Source organism: Mycobacteriales bacterium (genome assembly GCA_035995165.1).
Lineage (GTDB): Bacteria > Actinomycetota > Actinomycetes > Mycobacteriales > CADCTP01 > CADCTP01.
This window is the reverse complement of sequence record DASYKU010000141.1, coordinates 16,226-32,726: the sequence shown is the minus strand read 5'-3', so window position 1 is coordinate 32,726 and position 16,501 is coordinate 16,226. Positions and strand designations below refer to the sequence as shown.

Below are 16,501 nucleotides of genomic sequence, written 5' to 3'. Positions count from 1 at the left end.
AACGGGATCAAGCTCTTCGCGCGGGGCGGGTTCAAGCTGGCCGACACCGTCGAGGACGAGATCGAGTCCCGGATCGGCGAGAGCTGGACCCGGCCGACCGGGGCCGCGGTCGGCCGGCTGCGGGACCTCCCCGATGCCGCCGAGCGGTACGGGGAGCATCTGCTCGCCACCCTCCCGCACAAGCTGGACGGGGTGCGGGTCGTCGTCGACTGCGCGCACGGCGCCGCGTCCGTCGTCGGCCCGGCCGTGCTGGCCCGGGCCGGCGCCGAGGTGATCGCGATCGCGGCCGGCCCGGACGGCGAGAACATCAACGACGGCGTCGGCTCCACCCACCTGGCCGGGCTGGTCCAGGCGGTGCGGGAGTCCGGCGCGGACGTCGGGGTGGCGCTCGACGGGGACGCCGACCGCTGCCTGGCGGTCTGCGCGGACGGCTCGGTCGTCGACGGTGACGCGATCCTCGCGATCTGCGCGCTGGCGCTGCGGGAGCAGGGCGGGCTGCGGTCCGACACGCTCGTGGTGACCGTGATGAGCAACCTCGGGTTGCACCACGCGATGCGCGACGCCGGCATCCGGCTGCTCACCACCCCGGTCGGCGACCGGTACGTGCTGGAGGCGCTGCGCGAGCACGACCTGTCCCTCGGTGGCGAGCAGAGCGGGCACGTGGTCTTCGCCGACCGCGCCACCACCGGCGACGGGCTGCTCACCGCACTGCAGCTGCTCGGCCGGGTGGCCGGCGCCGGGGTCCCGCTGGCCGAGCTGGCCGCGGTCGTGCAGCGGCTGCCGCAGGTGCTGATCAACGTGCCGGTCGCGGACCGGGCCCGGGTGGCGACGGCGCCGGCCGTGGTCGCCGCCGTGGAGGCCGCCGCGGCCGAGCTCGGCGACGACGGCCGGGTGCTGCTGCGCCCGTCCGGCACCGAGCAGATCGTGCGGGTCATGGTCGAGGCGCCGACGCAGGACAGCGCCGACGCGATCGCCCACCGCGTCGCCACCGCGGTCGCCGCCAGCTGAGCCGCCGGGCCGGACGAGCGAGAGCCCGCCCGCCGGTGTGCCGGTGGTCCTCGTACAGCACGCCCTGGGTGAGGTTCGCGACCAGCACCGCCAGCGCCTCGTCCGGTGCGGTCATGCGGTGGGCCGGTAGCGGTAGCCGATCCCGCTTACCGACTGGATCGGCGAGGACTCCGGGTCGGCCCAGCCGAGCCGGCGGCGCAGCCGCAGCACCGCGAACTTCACCCGCTCCGGCCCGATCCCGGTCGGGTCGCCCCAGACCCGGTCCAGCAGCTGGGCCGGGGTGAGCACCTGGCCGCTGTTGCGGGCGAGCACCGCAAGCAGCCGGAACTCCGTCGGCGACAGCCGTACGTCGGCGCCGTCGACCAGCACCGTGCGGGCGTTCGGGTCGAGCCGCATGAGGTCGTCGTCGTACACGTCCGGGGGCGGGGCGGCGGACGCGCTGCGGCGCAGCAGCGCGTGCACCCGGGCCACCAGCTCCGCGTTCCCGTACGGCCTGGTGAGGTAGTCGTCGGCGCCGGCCCGCAGCCCGCGCACCTTCTCCGCCTCGGCCCCGTGCGCGGTCGGCAGCAGCACCGGCAGGTCGGACAGGTCGCGGACGCGGTCGAGCACCTGCCAGCCGTCCAGCCCGGGCAACAGGTGCACTCCCGTATCCTGCTGCGCATGTGCGGGATCGTGGGCTACGTCGGGTCGAAGCAGGCGGTGGACGTCGTGCTGGCGGGCCTGCGCCGGCTGGAGTATCGCGGCTACGACTCCTCGGGCATCGCGGTGCTCGACGGCGAGCTGGTGGTCGAGAAGCGGGCCGGCCGGATCGAGAACCTGGACAAGGCGATCGCGTCGGACCACCCGACCGGCATCGTGGGGACGACCGGCATCGGGCACACCCGCTGGGCCACCCACGGCGCGCCGACCGATCGCAACGCGCATCCGCACCTGGACTCGGCCGGCCGGGTCGCGGTGATCCACAACGGGATCATCGAGAACTTCGCGCCGCTGCGGGCGGAGCTGGAGGCCGCCGGCGTCGAGCTGCGCAGCGAGACCGACACCGAGATCGTCGCCCACCTGCTCGCCGCCGCGCTCCCGGCCGCCGGTGACGACCTGGCCGAGGCGCTACGGCAGGTGTGCCGCCGGCTGGACGGCGCGTTCACGCTCGTCGTCGCGCACCAGGATCACCCGGACCGGCTGGTCGCCGCCCGCCGCAACTCGCCGCTGGTGCTCGGCGTCGGCCCGGGCGAGACGTTCCTGGCCAGCGACGTGGCCGCGTTCGTCGAGCACACCCGGGACGCGGTCGAGCTGGGCCAGGACCAGATCGTCGAGATCACCCGGGACGGGTACGAGGTGACCGACTTCGCCGGCAACGCCGTCGAGGTGTCGCCGTTCCGGGTCGACTGGGACCTGGCCGCCGCCGAGAAGGGCGGCTTCGACTACTTCATGCTCAAGGAGATCCAGGAGCAGCCGGCGGCGGTCGCGGACACACTGCTGGGCCGGTTCGTGGACGGCCGGATCGTGCTCGACGAGCAGCGGCTGGACGCCCAGGAACTGCGGGACGTGGACAAGGTGTTCGTGGTCGCCTGCGGCACCGCGTACCACTCCGGACTGATCGCGAAGTACGCGATCGAGCACTGGACGCGGGTGCCGGTCGAGGTGGAGATGGCCTCGGAGTTCCGCTACCGCGACCCGGTGCTGGACCGGGACACGCTGGTCGTCGCGATCTCGCAGAGCGGCGAGACGATGGACACCCTGGAGGCGATCCGGCACGCGCGGGAGCAGAAGGCGCGGGTGCTCGCGGTCTGCAACACCAACGGCGCGCAGATCCCGCGGGAGTCCGACGCGGTGCTCTACACCCGGGCCGGACCCGAGATCGGGGTCGCGTCGACCAAGACGTTCCTGGCCCAGGTGGCCGCGACCCAGCTGGTCGGGCTCGCGCTGGCCGGCGCCAAGGGCACCAAGTACGGCGACGAGGTGGCCCGCGAGTTCGCCGCGCTGGAGGCGATGCCGGAGCTGATCCGGCAGACCCTCGACGTGGTCGAGCCGGTGCGGGAGCTGGCCCGGGACATCGCCGGGTCCAAAGCCGTGCTGTTCCTTGGCCGGCACGTGGGTTACCCGGTCGCGCTGGAGGGTGCGCTCAAGCTCAAGGAGCTGGCGTACATGCATGCGGAGGGGTTCCCGGCCGGCGAGCTCAAGCACGGGCCGATCGCGCTGATCGAGGACGGGCTGCCGGTGGTCGTGGTGATGCCGTCGCCGCGCGGGCGCCCGGTGCTGCACTCCAAGCTGCTGTCCAACATCCAGGAGATCCGGGCCCGGGGCGCGCGCACGATCGTCATCGCCGAGGAGGGCGACACCGCGGTCCGGCCGTACGCGCACCATCTCATCGAGGTGCCGCAGACCCCGACGCTGCTGTCCCCGCTCGTCACGACCGTCCCGCTGCAGGTGCTGGCGGCCGAGATCGCCCAGGCCCGCGGGTACGACGTGGACAAGCCGCGCAACCTGGCCAAGTCCGTGACGGTCGAATAGGCCGTCGCGGGGCGGCCGGGCCCCGGTCAGAACCGAGATTCTCACTCTCGTGGTCATAGCGTCGCCGTGTGCACGGGGGGAACGGGGCACCGGTCGACCGGGCTGCCCGCGCGTACGTGGCGGGGCACCGGGGACTGGTCGGATCAGCGGTCTGGCGGCATCTGGCCGCCTCGGGCTTCAGCGACCTCGTCGGCCGCGGCTCGGACGAACTCGACCCCCGTGACCGGGACGCCACCTTCGCGTTCGTCGCGCAGCAGCGGCCGCCGCGGGCCCTGCGGGACGGGCGGCGGCGGGACGACGGCGTTCGCGACTACTGGTGGTGCGAGGCACGCTCGGCCGGCCGACTCTGCTCCTCCGCAGCGCCTGCTGGCTCGCGGTCCGCGGGGTACAGGCGCAGCGGGAACTGGTGGACGCTCGCGGTGACGTCGCGACCGTCCGTACCAAGCTGCCCGCAGGACACGTCGGCGCGAGGACCGCGCTGGGTCCGTGCAGGGTCACGCCCGACGGGCTCGCGCCATCCCCGACGACCCCGTGTGGCGGCTGGCCGCTGCTGAGTCCGGTGGCCGGCGCGGTGACCGGCCTGCGAACGGAACTGTCGGACACGGCACGGTCGCTGGACGGCGTGACCCGGGCCCTCCGCCTGCCTCGGACGTCGAGCTCCAGCCAGGTGGCCCGGAACCGTTCGGCGGCCAGCTCTCGGTCCACAGTGGACAATGAGACTTCTTCGTCGCGCACCGGCCGCTGGGGTGGCGGGGAGTTCCTGGTCGTGCTGCCCGGGGCCGACTCCGCCGCGGTGCTCACAGTCGCGGAGAGGATCCGCGGCGCCATCGCCGCGAGCCCGGTCGTCGTGGACGGGACGCCGATCCGATCACGGTCAGCGGCGGCTGCGCGGCCGGGCCGTCCGACAGTTCCGAGCTCCAGGTGTCGCGCGCCGACGCCGCCCTGTACGAGGCCAAGGTGTCGGGTCGGAACCGGATTCTCCCGGCCGGGCCCGGCTAGAACTTCTCGATCGTCCAGCTGCCGGGGCTGAGCCGTTCGGTCACCGCGATCACCATGTCGGCCAGGTCGGAGGCGCGGGGCGGGGCCAGCAGCCAGCTGGACTCGCCGCGCTCGTCGTCGACCGTCCGGCTGGCCACGCCACCGACCGCGACCAGCACCGCGTCGACACCGGCGTGCAGCTGCTCGACCAGCTCCTTGACCGCGGGGTCGTCGTCCCGACCGTGCCCGACCGTGACGACCCGGTAGGCATAGGGGTCGTCGGGTGGCCGGTCCTGCGACCAGGACTCCCGCTCGACTGGCATCGTCTCAGCGCGGAGCCAGCGCGTCGATCGCGGCGCGCAGCCGGGTCAGGCCGGCGGCCAGCTCGTCCGCGGCGGGGTCGTCGGTGACCGCGGGCGTGAGCGCGGCGAAGCAGCTCTCCACGGTGGCCAGCCGGTCCGAGAGCTCGGCGGCCAGGTCGGCCCGGTCGTCCGCGCCGGCCCCCTCGGCCAGCGCGGCCTCCTTCAGCCGGCCCCGCAGCAGCGTCGCCTGCTCCTGGAGCTGGCGGCGCTTGTGGTACAGGTCGACGAACACGGCCACCTTGGCCCGCAGCACCCAGGGGTCGAACGGCTTGGACACGTAGTCGACCGCCCCGGCCGAATAGCCCCGGAACGCGTGCTCGGCGTCCGGGTGCACCGCGGTGAGGAAGATGATCGGGACGTCCCGGGTCCGTTCCCGGCGCTTGATGTGCGCCGCGGTCTCCAGGCCGTCCATCCCGGGCATCGCAACGTCCAGCAGGATCACCGCGAAGTCGCCCGTGAGCAGGGCCTTCAGGGCCTCGTCCCCGGAGCTGGCCCGGACCAGCTCGTGGTCGAAGACGCTGAGGATCGCCTCCAGAGCCAGCAGGTTCTCCGGACGGTCGTCGACCATCAGGATGCGCGCCATCAGGACAACCTACTGGGAGAACGGCCCACGGGACCATGCGCCGTACGGGCGCCGGGGCGCGCCCGGCACCGGTCCGGCTACCCGAGGTGGTCGCGCAGCAGGCCGAGCAGGTGATCGGTGTCCACCGGCTTGGTCACGTAGTCCGAGGCCCCGGCCTCGAGGCTGCGCTCCCGGTCGCCGTTCATCGCCTTGGCGGTGACCGCGATGATCGGCAGGTCGGCGTGCTCGGGGCGGGACCGGATCGCGGTCATCGCCTCGTTGCCGTCCATGCCCGGCATCATCACGTCCATCAGCACCGCATCGATCTGCGGCGGCCCGCCCAGCGCCTCCAGCGCGGAGTCGCCGTTGTCGGCGTAGCAGACCTCCAGGCCGCTCAGCTCCAGCGCGCTGGCCAGGGCGAAGACGTTGCGGACGTCGTCGTCGACGATGAGCACCCGCTTGCCCAGCAGGGCCTCGTCGTCGTGGGCGACCGGCCGCGGCTCCGGCGGCGGCACCGTCGGCGTCGGCCGGAACGCCGAGGCGTCCCGCGGGGCCATCGGGCCGCTGCGGCGCAGCGGCAGGTGCAGGGTGAACGTGGAGCCCTTGCCCACGGTGGAGTCGGCGTCGATCTCGCCGCCGAGCAGGTGCGCGATCTCCCGGCTGATCGACAGGCCCAGCCCGGTACCCCCGTACCGGCGGGAGGTGGTGCCGTCGGCCTGCTGGAACGCCTCGAAGATGATCTTCAGCTTGTCGGCCGGGATGCCGATCCCGGTGTCCACGACCTGGAACGCGACCACGCCCGGGGCCCGGCGCAGGCTCGGGTTCTGGAACCGGTTGCGGTCGACCGGCCGGACCACCAGCCGGACCTCGCCGGACTCGGTGAACTTCACCGCGTTCGAGAGCAGGTTGCGCAGGATCTGCTGCAGCCGGCGCTCGTCGGTGTGCAGGTTCTCGGGCAGGTCGGCGGCGACCGAGACGGTGAAGCCGAGACCCCGGTCCGCGGTCAGCGGCCGGCACATGCTCTCCACGTAGTCGACCAGGCTGGTGACGGCGACGTCGGTGGGGGAGGAGTCCATCTTGCCCGCCTCGACCTTGGACAGGTCGAGGATGTCGTCGATGAGCTGGAGCAGGTCGCTGCCGGCGCCGTGGATCACCGAGGCGTACTTGACCTGCTCCGCGGTGAGGTTCCCGGACACGTTGTCGGCCAGCAGCCGGGCCAGGATCAGCAGGCTGTTCAGCGGCGTCCGCAGCTCGTGCGACATGTTGGCCAGGAACTCGGTCTTGTAGCGGGAGGACAGCGCGAGCTGCTCGGCCCGGTCGGCCAGCGCCCGGCCGGCCTCCTCGATCTCGGTGTTCTTCAGCTCCAGCTCGGTGTTGGTGCCGCGCAGCTGCTCCTGCTGGCCCTGCAGCTGCTCCGAGCGCTCCTGCAGCTCCTCGGTCAGCCGGCGGGACTGGGTCAGCAGCTCCTCGGTCCGGGAGTTGGCGATGATCGTGTTGACCGTGACCCCGATCGTCTCGGTGATCTGGTCCAGGAAGGCCAGGTGCACGGCCGAGAACGGGGTGAACGTGGCCAGCTCGATGACCGCGAGCACGCGGCCCTCGAACAGCACCGGCAGCACGACCAGCTCGGCCGGCGGGGCGCTGCCCAGCGCCGAGGAGATCCGGACGTACCCGGCCGGGACGTTCGTGAGGTGGATCCGGATGCCTTCCTCGGCGGCCTGGCCGACCAGGGTCTCGCCGAAGGCGAAGCTCTCGGTGCCGCCGGGACCGCCGGGGTAGCCGTAGCTGGCGATCATCCGCAGCCGGGCCCGGCCGTCCGGGAACGCCTCCGCGGCCGCGGTGATCTCCGCCGCCTCGGCCAGGTAGAACGCGCCGCACTGGGCCGTGACCACCGGGGTCAGCTCGCTCATGATCAGCCGGGCGACCGCGTTCATGTCCCGCTGGCCCTGCATGAGCCCGGAGATGCGGGCCAGGTTGGTCTTGAGCCAGTCCTGCTCCTGGTTGGCCCGGGTGGTCTCGCGCAGGGTCGCGATCATCTGGTTGATCGTGTCCTTCAGGCCCGCGACCTCGCCGGCGGCGTCCACGGTGATCTTGCGGGTCAGGTCGCCCCGGGTCACGCCGGTGGACACGTCCGCGATCGCGCGCAGCTGGATGGTCAGCGTGGAGGCGAGCTGGTTCACCGACTCGGTCAGCCGCTTCCAGGTCCCGGACACGCCCTCGACCTCGGCCTGGACGCCGAGCTTGCCGTCCGTACCGACCTCGCGGGCGACGCGGGTGACCTCGTCCGCGAACGCCGACAGCTGGTCGACCATGATGTTGATCGTCGTCTTGAGCTCGAGGATCTCGCCCCGGGCGTCGACGTCGATCTTGCGGCGCAGGTCGCCCCGGGCGACGGCGGTGGTCACCTCGGCGATGTTGCGGACCTGGCCGGTCAGGTTGTTCGCCATCGAGTTGACGTTGTCGGTGAGGTCCTTCCAGGTGCCGGCCACGCCGGGCACCCGGGCCTGGCCGCCGAGGATGCCCTCCGTACCGACCTCGCGAGCGACGCGGGTGACCTCGTCGGCGAACGCGCGCAGCGTGTCCACCATCGTGTTGATCGTCTGGGCCAGCGCGGCGGTCTCGCCCTCGGCCTCGATCATGATCTTCTGCGACAGGTCGCCGCGGCCGACCGCGGTGGCGACGGCGGCGATCGAGCGCACCTGCGAGGTCAGGTTGCCGGCCATCGAGTTGACGTTGTCGGTGAGGTCCTTCCAGGTGCCGGACGCACCGCGGACCCGGGCCTGGCCGCCGAGCTTGCCCTCCGTACCGACCTCGCGGGCGACGCGGGTGACCTCGTCGGCGAACGCCGAGAGCAGGTCGACCATGATGTTGATCGTCGTCTTGAGCTCGAGGATCTCGCCCCGGGCGTCGACGTCGATCTTCTTGCCCAGGTCGCCGCGGGCGACCGCGGTGGTCACCTCGGCGATGTTGCGGACCTGGGCGGTCAGCGTGCCGGCCATGAAGTTCACCGAGTCGGTGAGGTCCTTCCAGGTGCCGGACGCGCCCGGCACCTCGGCCTGGCCGCCGGGCCGGCCCTCCGAGCCCACCTCGCGGGCGACCCGGGTGACCTCGTCGGCGAACCCGGACAGCTGGTCGACCATCGTGTTCACGGTGGTCTTGAGCTCCAGCAGCTCGCCGGCCACGTCGACGGTGATCTTGCGGGACAGGTCGCCGCGGGCGACGGCGGTGGTCACCTGGGCGATGTCGCGCAGCTGCGCGGTCAGGTTGCCGGCCATCGAGTTGACGTTGTCGGTCAGGTCCTTCCAGGTCCCCGCCACGCCGGGCACGGTCGCCTTGCCGCCCAGGGTGCCCTCGCTGCCGACCTCGCGGGCCAGCCGCGTCACCTCGTCGGCGAAGTCGCGCAGCTGCCCGACCATCCGGTTGACCGTGACCTTGAGTTCGAGCATCTCGCCGGCCACGTCGACGGTGACCGTGCGGGACAGGTCGCCGTTGGCGACGGCGGTGGTGACCAGCGCGATGTCGCGGACCTGGTTGGTCAGCCGGCTGGCCATCGTGTTCACCGACTCGGTGAGGTCACGCCAGGTGCCGGAGACACCCCGGACCCGGGCCTGGCCGCCGAGCTTGCCGTCGGTGCCGACCTCGCGGGCGACCCGGGTGACCTCGTCCGCGAACGCGGAGAGCTGGTCGACCATCCCGTTCACGGTCCGGGCCATCCGCAGGAACTCGCCCCGCAGCCGCTGGTCGCCGCTGCGCAGGTCGATCGTCTGGGTCAGGTCGCCGGTCGCGACCGCGCCGAGCACGCGGCCGACCTCGACGGTCGGCCGGACCAGCTCGTCGAGCAGGTCGTTGGCGGCGGTGACGGCGCCGGCCCAGGCGCCCTCGCCGTGGCCCGGGCGCAGCCGCTCGTCCAGCCGGCCGTCGCGGCCGACGACCCGGCGGACCCGGTCCAGCTCGCCGGTCAGGTGCCGGTTGCGCTCGACCACCTCGTTGACCACGGTCGCGAGCCGGGCCATCGGCGAGTCGGGGTCGCCCGGCATCCGCAGCCGGACCCGGAAGTCGCCGTCCCGGACCGCGGTCAGGGCGGTCAGCAGCCGGTCGACCTCGGCCTCGTCCAGGCCCTTGGGCGACTCCGGCTCGGGCTTGCGACCGGACAGCCGGCGCGGCCGGCGGGCCTTCTCGGACGGTACGACTGCGGGCGCGGCCACCTCGACCTCCCTCGTTCGGAACCCCGCCAGTCTTCCACGCTCCGTGATCCCGCCCGACCGGCCGAGCGGGCGGCCCTTACCCGCCGTCCATCCCCGCGGCCTCCGGCCGGGCGGGTGCCCGGGCCTGCGGCGGGCCTCGGGCCTGCGGCGGGCCTCGGTCCGGCGGGACCAGGGGCGGGTGGGGTGAAGGAGGCGCGGATGGGGAGGATGGGGGCGTGAGAGGTGCGTGGCCGGTCGAGACGGTCCGGGCGGCGGAGCGGTCCGCGATGGCGGCGCTCCCGGACGGGGCGCTCATGCAGCGCGCCGCCGCGGGGGTCGCGGCGCACTGCCTGCGGCTGCTGCGGCCCTCGGTGTACGGGACCCCGGTCGTCGTGCTGGCCGGCGCGGGCGACAACGGCGGCGACGCGCTCTACGCCGGCGCCCGGCTGGCCCGCCGCGGCGCCGCCGTGACCGCGGTCCTCCTCGCACCCGACCGCGCCCACGCCGGCGGGCTCGCGGCGTTACGGGCCGCGGGCGGCCGGGTCATCGGGGCCGGGGCCGACCGGGCCGATGGCGCCGACGGGGCCAGGGCAGCCGCGGCCGACCGCCCCGCCGGGGGCGGGGGCGTCGACGCGTTGGCTGTGGTTGCGGGCGCGACGTTGGTGCTGGACGGGATCGTCGGCATCGGCGGGCACGGCGGCCTGCGCCCGGCCGCGGCCGAGCTGGCGCGCGCGATCACCGGCACCGTGGTCGCGGTCGACCTGCCCAGCGGCGTCGACCCGGACACCGGCGCGGTCGACGGCGAGGCGATCCGGGCCGACGTCACGGTGACCTTCGGCGGCCTGAAGACCGGCCTGCTGGTCGGCGCCGGCGCCGAGCAGGCCGGGACCGTACGGCTGGTGGACATCGGCCTCGAGCTGCCCGAGCCGGACCTGCGGGTGCTGGAGCCGGCCGACGTGGCCGCGCTGGTCCCGAGGCCCGGGCCGCGGGACGACAAGTACACCCGGGGCGTGGTCGGCGTCGCCGCCGGCTCCTCCGCGTACCCGGGGGCGGGCGTGCTCTGCACCGGCTCGGCCGTGCACGGCGGCGCCGGCATGGTCCGGTACGCGGGGACCGCGGCCGACCACGTCCGGTCCCGCTGGCCGGAGGCGGTGGTCACCGAGGGCAGGCCGAGCGAGGCCGGCCGGGTCCAGGCCTGGGTGGTCGGGCCGGGCATCGGGACCGACGACGCGGCCGCCGACCTGCTGCGGGACGTGCTGAGCCAGGACGTGCCGGTGCTGGTCGACGCGGACGGGCTGACGCTGCTGGCCAAGGAGAAGGACCTGGTCCGGCGGCGGTCGGCGCCGACCGTGCTGACCCCGCACGACCGCGAGTTCGAGCGGATCGCCGGGCCGGTGGGCGCCGACCGGGTCGGGGCGGCCCGCCGCGCCGCCGCCGACCTGGGCGTGACCATGCTGCTCAAGGGCAACGCCACGGTCGTCGCCGACCCGGACGGGCGGGCCTGGGTGAACCCGACCGGCACCCCCTGGCTGGCCACCGCGGGCAGCGGCGACGTGCTCTCGGGCCTCGGCGGCGCGCTGCTGGCGGGCGGGCTGGCCCCCGGGACGGCCGCCGCGCTGGCCGCCTACCTGCACGGACGGGCCGGTGCGATCGCCGCGCACGGCGCCGGCACCACCGCCGTCGGCGTCCTCGACGCGGTCCCGGACGCGCTGCGCGAGGCGAGCGGGACCTGAGAAGCCCGGCCGGGCGCCGGTTCGTACGGTCGATTCCGACGGACCGGGAGGGGAACCGCGATGTGGCTGCCTGCGCCCAGCGGCCGGAGGGACCCACGCCATGACCACCACCACCACGCCCGCCATCACCCGGTACGTCGAGGCGCTGCCGCCGCCGATGCGGGACGTCGCCGCGCAGCTGGCCGCGCTCGTCGCGGCCGAGCTGCCCGGGGCCGAGGGCGTGGTCTGGTACGGCCACCCGGTCTGGACGCTCGCTAGCGCGCCGGCCGTGCTGGTCAAGGCGTACGGCAGGCACGTCACGCTCGGCTGCTGGCGCGGTCAGGGGATCGACAGCGCCGGCGGGCTGACCCCGAGCGGCCGGGTTTAGGTGAGGGCCGCGTACGCCCCGGTCCAGAAGTCGGCCGCGACGGTCGGTCCCGCCGGGTCGGCCCACTGGACCTGGGTGAGCAGCACCCCGACGAGGTCCTCGCCGGGGTCGCAGGACCAGGACGTACCGAGACCGCCGTCCCAGCCGAAGCGGCCGGGGTTGGAGTCGGGACCGCGCCGTTGGGTGGCGATGCCGAGGCCGAAGCCCCAGCTCGTGCCCTCGAACGGCACCCAGGCCACGACCTCGCGCTGGGCCGGCGTGAGCTGGTCGGTGGTCATCGCCGCGATCGAGGCCCGGGACAGCACGCCGTCGCCGCCGGACAGCAGCATCCGCCCGAATGCGCGCATGTCGTCCGCGGTCGACACCAGCCCGCCGGCGCCGGACTCGAACGCCGGCTGCGTGCTCCAGGCCCCGTCCACCGGGTCGTAGACGGACAACGTCCTGGTCTCGAGATCGGGCGTGTACGCCGTGGCGAACCGGTCCAGCTTCTCCTTCGGGACGAAGAACCCGGTGTCCGGCATCCCGACCGGCCCGAACACCCGCTCGGCCAGGTAGTCGCCCAGCGACATCCCGGCGGCCCGGGCGACCAGCACGCCGAGCACGTCCGCGGACAGGTTGTACGCCCACCGCTCGCCCGGCTGCCACATCAGCGGGAGCTCGCCCAGCCGCCGCATCCACTCGTCCGGGGCCGGCGTCCGGGCCGGGTCCGGTGCGCCGATCCCGAGCTCGCGCTCGTTGGCCGCGGCCAGGATCGGGTAGTCGGCCGGGTCGACGCCCAGCATGCCGAAGCCCATCGTGAACGTGAGCAGGTCGCGCAGCGTGAGTGGCCGCTCGGCCGGGACGGTCTCGTCGAGCGGGCCGTCCAGGGCCTTCAGCACCTGGCGGTCGGCCAGCTCGGGCAGCAGATCGTCGACCGGCCGGTCCAGCCGCAGCACGCACTCCTCGACCAGCGTCAGCGCCGCGACCGCGACGATCGGCTTGGTCATCGAGGCGATCCGGACGATCGTGTCCCGGGCGACCGGCGGGCCGTCGATCCCGGTCTCGCCGGCCAGCACGACCGCGGTGTCGCCGCCCCGGTCGACCAGCGCCACCAGGCCGGGGATCTCCCCGCTGTCCACGTGCCGGGCCAGCACCCGGTGCAGCCGTTCGATGCCTGTCGCGGTGAACGCGCTCATCCCACTCCTGTCGCTCGATGGCAGGCCACGACTTTAGCCCGGTTGCCGCCCTCGCGGCACCCGCCTGGGCGCCGCCGGCCGGCTGACATCGCAGCGTGGGGGCCACCCCGGACGCCGCCGGGCGGCGTTGACCGGCGGCGCGTGCGGGACCGGCTATCCGGCGGCGCTGAGGAAGCCGGGATGGTCTCGACCAGCTCGGCCATCGGTCCGCGTTCGCTCGCGCCGAACCGCTCGACCGCCCGCTTCAGCTCGGTCGTGGCGGCCGCAGCCGCCATCATCTCGCTCTTCTCGGCCCGGGTGGCCGGGGTGAGCGGCTCGCCCCGGCGGCGGGGGCGGCGATCCGGGCGGCGTCGGCGAGCGCGGACAGTCGCCGGGTGGGACGGCGACGACGAACGGCGGCGGGCGGGCGGCGCGGTGGGGACGGCCGCGGACTGGATCTCGTACGTGGCCGGGACGTCGGAGCCCGGCGCCGGCAGCATCCGCCGCGGGGTGCACCGGCTGCGGCACCCGGCGGGGCAGCGCAATGCGACCCGGTCGGCCTTGAGCCGCTCTTCATCGTTGCTTCACCACGTCGACACAGTCTCGGGGCTACCTTTCGGTAGCGCACGGTCATACGTAGTTCGGGGTCTGGCGCCCGGCACCGCCTCCAGGCCTGGGCGGACCGGGGCCGGTCGGGGGCGTACACGCTCTGCGAGGATGGGCGGCATGGTGCGGTCGGAGGCGGTCGTCGACCTCGACGCGATCCGGGACAACGTGGCCCTGCTGCGGTCCCGCACCCCGGCCCAGATGATGGCCGTGGTCAAGGCCGACGGGTACGGGCACGGCCTGGTCCCGGCCGCGCGGGCCGCGCTGACCGGGGGAGCGGACTGGCTCGGGGTCGCGTTCCTGGAGGAGGCGCTGGCGCTGCGCCGGGACGGGATCACCGCGCCGATGCTGTCCTGGCTGGCCACGCCGGGTGAGGACCTGGCCGCCGGGGTCGCCGCCGACGTGGACCTGTCCGCGAGCGCGCCCTGGGCGGTGGCCGAGCTGGCCGCGGCGGCCCGGGACGCCGGCCGGCCGGCCCGGGTGCACCTGAAGATCGACACCGGGCTGTCCCGGGGCGGCGCGCCCGCCGCGGACTGGGCCGACCTGGTCACCGCCGCGGCCAAGGCCGCCGCCGCGGGCGAGGTCGAGGTGATCGGCATCTGGAGCCACTTCGCGTACGCGGACGAGCCCGGGCACCCGACCATCGCCCACCAGATCGAGGTCTTCGGCGAGGCGGTGGCCGCGGCCAAGCGGCTCGGCGTCGACCCGCCGCTGCGGCACCTGGCCAACTCGGCCGCCACGCTGACCCTGCCGGCCGCGCACTTCGACCTGGTCCGCCCGGGCATCGCCGTCTACGGCCTGACCCCGGTCCCGCCCGAGGGCTACGGGCTGACCCCGGCGATGACGCTGCGCTCGTCGGTCGCGCTGGCCAAGCGGGTCCCGGCCGGCAGCGGCGTCTCGTACGGGCACGTCTACACGACCGAGGCCGAGACCGGTCTGGCCCTGGTCCCGCTCGGGTACGCCGACGGGGTGCCGCGCAACGCCACCTCGGTCGGGCCGCTGTTCCTGGCCGGGCAGCGCCGGACCGTCTCCGGCCGGGTCTGCATGGACCAGTTCGTCGTCGACGTCGGCGACGACGCGGTCGCGGCCGGGGACGAGGTGGTGCTGTTCGGCCCGGGCCGCGGCGGCGAGCCGACCGCGCAGGACTGGGCGGACGCGACCGGCACCATCTCCTACGAGATCGTGACCCGGGTCGGGGCCCGGGTGCCCCGCTCGTACCGGGGCCGGCTGCCGTGACGGGGCCGGGACCGGCCGGGCCGGGACCGAACGGGGTGGCCCGGTGAGCGCGGTCCGGCGGGCCGGGATCGTCGCCGGGGTGGCCGGTCTGGTCGCCGCCGGGGCCGCGGTCGGCCTGGCCACCGAGCGGTACGCGATCGGCCGGATCCGCAACGGCCCGGACCCCGAGGCGGACGAGCCGTTCGGCAAGCTGCGGGCCGACCGGATCCGGACCGTCACCACCGACGACGGGCTGCCGCTCGCGGTCGAGGAGGTCGGCCCCCGGGACGCGCCGCTGACCGTGGTCTTCGTGCACGGCTACTGCCTGGCCATGGGGTCCTGGTACTACCAGCGTCTCGGGCTGGCCGACATGACCCGGCCCCGGCTGCGGATGGTCTTCTACGACTGCCGCTCGCACGGCCGCTCGGGCCGGGCCCCGGCCGAGTCCGCGACCATCGACCAGCTCGGCGACGACCTGTTCCGGGTGCTGTCCGACCTGGTTCCGGCCGGTCCGGTGGTGCTGGTCGGGCACTCGATGGGCGGCATGACGGTGATGGCGCTGGCCGACCGGCACCCGGAGCTGTTCGGGCCGCGGGTGATCGGGGTCGCGCTGCTGTCGACCTCGACCGGCCGGCTGGCCGAGGTCAGCCTGGGCCTGCCCGCGCTCGCGACCAGGCTGCGGGCGCCGGTGCTGCCGCTGGCGCTGCGGGTGATGCGGTCGCGCTCCGGCCTGATCGAGCGGGGCCGCCGGATCGGCTCGGACATCGCCTGGCTGCTGACCCGGCGCTACTCCTTCGGCTCGTCCGACGTCTCCCCGGCCCTGGTCGAGTACGTCGGGAAGATGATCGCGGCCACCCCGGTCGAGGTGGTGGCCGAGTTCTTCCCGGCCCTGAACGCGCACGACAAGCTGTCCGCGCTGTCCCGGCTGCGGGACCTGGAGACGCTCATCGCGGTCGGCGACAAGGACCTGCTCACCCCGGTCGAGCACAGCCGCCGGATGGCCGACGCGCTGCCCACCGCCGAGCTGCTGATCCTGGAGGGTGCCGGGCACCTGGCGATGATGGAGCGGCCGGCGATCGTGAACCTGCGGCTGCGGGCGTTCCTGCACCGGGCGTACCGGGCCGCGGCCGGCGGGGTCACGCGGGGGGTCCGGTGAGCACCTCGCGGCCGGCCGGCCCGCGCTTCCGGCTGGACAAGGCCGCCCTGTCGGTGGCGGCGACCGCCCAGGAGTGCGCCACCTGGGACGCCCTGTCCTCGGCGGCCCAGGGTTGCGTGGCCTGCGAGGAGCTGGCCGCCACCCGGACCACGGTCGTGGTCGGCGACGCCCCGGCCGGGGCCCGGCTCGCGCTGGTCGGCGAGGCCCCCGGGGCCGAGGAGGACAAGGCCGGCCGCCCGTTCGTGGGCCGGGCCGGGCGGCTGCTGGACGAGCTGCTGGCCGAGGCGGGCCTGGCGCGGGACGCGGTCGCGGTGGTCAACGTGCTGCAGTGCCGGCCGCCCGGCAACCGCACCCCGACCACCACCGAGGCGACCCGGTGCCGGGGCTGGCTGGACCGCAAGCTGGAGCTGATCGCCCCCGAGCTGATCGTCACGCTGGGGCTCTCGGCCGCGGTCGCGTTCCTCGGCCGCGGCAAGTCGCTGGCCTCCGTCCGCGGCACCGTGCACGAGGTCGGCGGCCACCGGATCCTGCCGACCTACCACCCCTCGGCCGCCATCCGCTTCGGCCCCAACGGCGCCCCCCGCGCCCATTTGCGCACCGATTTAAGAACCGCTGCATCCCTTATTGCGTCGAATTCGCACACGACGCAAGGTTGACTACACTCC

The 16,501-nt window shown here is 74.6% G+C and carries 12 protein-coding genes; 7 read left to right on the top strand and 5 right to left on the bottom strand.

Annotated elements, in window-relative coordinates; genetic code table 11:
- Positions 1 to 1,008: phosphoglucosamine mutase (locus tag VGP36_23675; GenBank protein ID HEV7657711.1), on the top strand; the 1,008-nt coding region annotated here is incomplete at its 5' end.
- Positions 1,009 to 1,119: 111 nt separating this feature from the next.
- Here VGP36_23675 and VGP36_23670 read toward each other — a convergent pair.
- Positions 1,120 to 1,650: a response regulator transcription factor gene (locus VGP36_23670; GenBank protein ID HEV7657710.1), complete on the bottom strand. Its 531-nt coding sequence runs from the start codon at positions 1,648 to 1,650 to the stop codon at positions 1,120 to 1,122.
- Positions 1,651 to 1,668: 18 nt separating this feature from the next.
- On the opposite strand from VGP36_23670, the gene glmS reads away from it, so the two are divergent.
- The gene (gene glmS / locus VGP36_23665; GenBank protein ID HEV7657709.1) at positions 1,669 to 3,519 is read left to right on the top strand and encodes a glutamine--fructose-6-phosphate transaminase (isomerizing); all 1,851 of its coding nucleotides are present in this window, start codon (positions 1,669 to 1,671) and stop codon (positions 3,517 to 3,519) included.
- A gap of 995 nt (positions 3,520 to 4,514) precedes the next feature.
- Here glmS and VGP36_23660 read toward each other — a convergent pair.
- The 3 genes from VGP36_23660 to VGP36_23650 all read right to left on the bottom strand — a co-directional run bounded on the left by VGP36_23660 (position 4,515) and on the right by VGP36_23650 (position 9,626).
- Positions 4,515 to 4,820, bottom strand: coding sequence for a hypothetical protein (locus VGP36_23660; GenBank protein ID HEV7657708.1), 306 nt, complete (start codon positions 4,818 to 4,820; stop codon positions 4,515 to 4,517).
- Positions 4,821 to 4,824: 4 nt separating this feature from the next.
- Positions 4,825 to 5,442 carry a response regulator gene (locus VGP36_23655; GenBank protein ID HEV7657707.1) on the bottom strand — a complete coding sequence of 206 codons (618 nt, stop codon included), beginning with the start codon at positions 5,440 to 5,442 and terminating at the stop codon, positions 4,825 to 4,827.
- 77 nt (positions 5,443 to 5,519) lie between these two features.
- Entirely contained in the window at positions 5,520 to 9,626 is a 4,107-nt protein-coding gene (locus tag VGP36_23650) for a HAMP domain-containing protein (GenBank protein ID HEV7657706.1), read from the bottom strand.
- A gap of 215 nt (positions 9,627 to 9,841) precedes the next feature.
- On the opposite strand from VGP36_23650, the gene VGP36_23645 reads away from it, so the two are divergent.
- Together VGP36_23645 and VGP36_23640 are read left to right on the top strand one after the other, a co-directional pair.
- Positions 9,842 to 11,338, top strand: a complete 1,497-nt coding sequence (locus VGP36_23645; protein HEV7657705.1) for an NAD(P)H-hydrate dehydratase — start codon at positions 9,842 to 9,844, stop codon at positions 11,336 to 11,338.
- A 100-nt stretch (positions 11,339 to 11,438) separates the two neighbouring features.
- On the top strand, positions 11,439 to 11,705 hold the full coding sequence (locus VGP36_23640) for a hypothetical protein (GenBank protein ID HEV7657704.1): 267 nt from the start codon (positions 11,439 to 11,441) through the stop codon (positions 11,703 to 11,705).
- Here the strand turns inward: VGP36_23640 and VGP36_23635 are convergent.
- Entirely contained in the window at positions 11,702 to 12,880 is a 1,179-nt protein-coding gene (locus tag VGP36_23635; GenBank protein HEV7657703.1) for a serine hydrolase domain-containing protein, read from the bottom strand. The genes VGP36_23640 and VGP36_23635 overlap by 4 nt on opposite strands.
- Before the next feature lie 705 nt (positions 12,881 to 13,585).
- On the opposite strand from VGP36_23635, the gene alr reads away from it, so the two are divergent.
- Genes alr through VGP36_23620 form a run of 3 tightly spaced genes read left to right on the top strand, consistent with a single transcriptional unit; the run spans position 13,586 to position 16,492 of the window.
- On the top strand, positions 13,586 to 14,701 hold the full coding sequence (alr, locus tag VGP36_23630; GenBank protein HEV7657702.1) for an alanine racemase: 1,116 nt from the start codon (positions 13,586 to 13,588) through the stop codon (positions 14,699 to 14,701).
- A 43-nt stretch (positions 14,702 to 14,744) separates the two neighbouring features.
- Complete coding sequence (locus VGP36_23625; protein ID HEV7657701.1) at positions 14,745 to 15,836, top strand: alpha/beta hydrolase; 1,092 nt, start codon at positions 14,745 to 14,747, stop codon at positions 15,834 to 15,836.
- Positions 15,833 to 16,492: a uracil-DNA glycosylase gene (locus VGP36_23620; GenBank protein ID HEV7657700.1), complete on the top strand. Its 660-nt coding sequence runs from the start codon at positions 15,833 to 15,835 to the stop codon at positions 16,490 to 16,492. The genes VGP36_23625 and VGP36_23620 overlap by 4 nt, the downstream gene beginning before the upstream one ends.
- Positions 16,493 to 16,501: the final 9 nt, after the last annotated feature.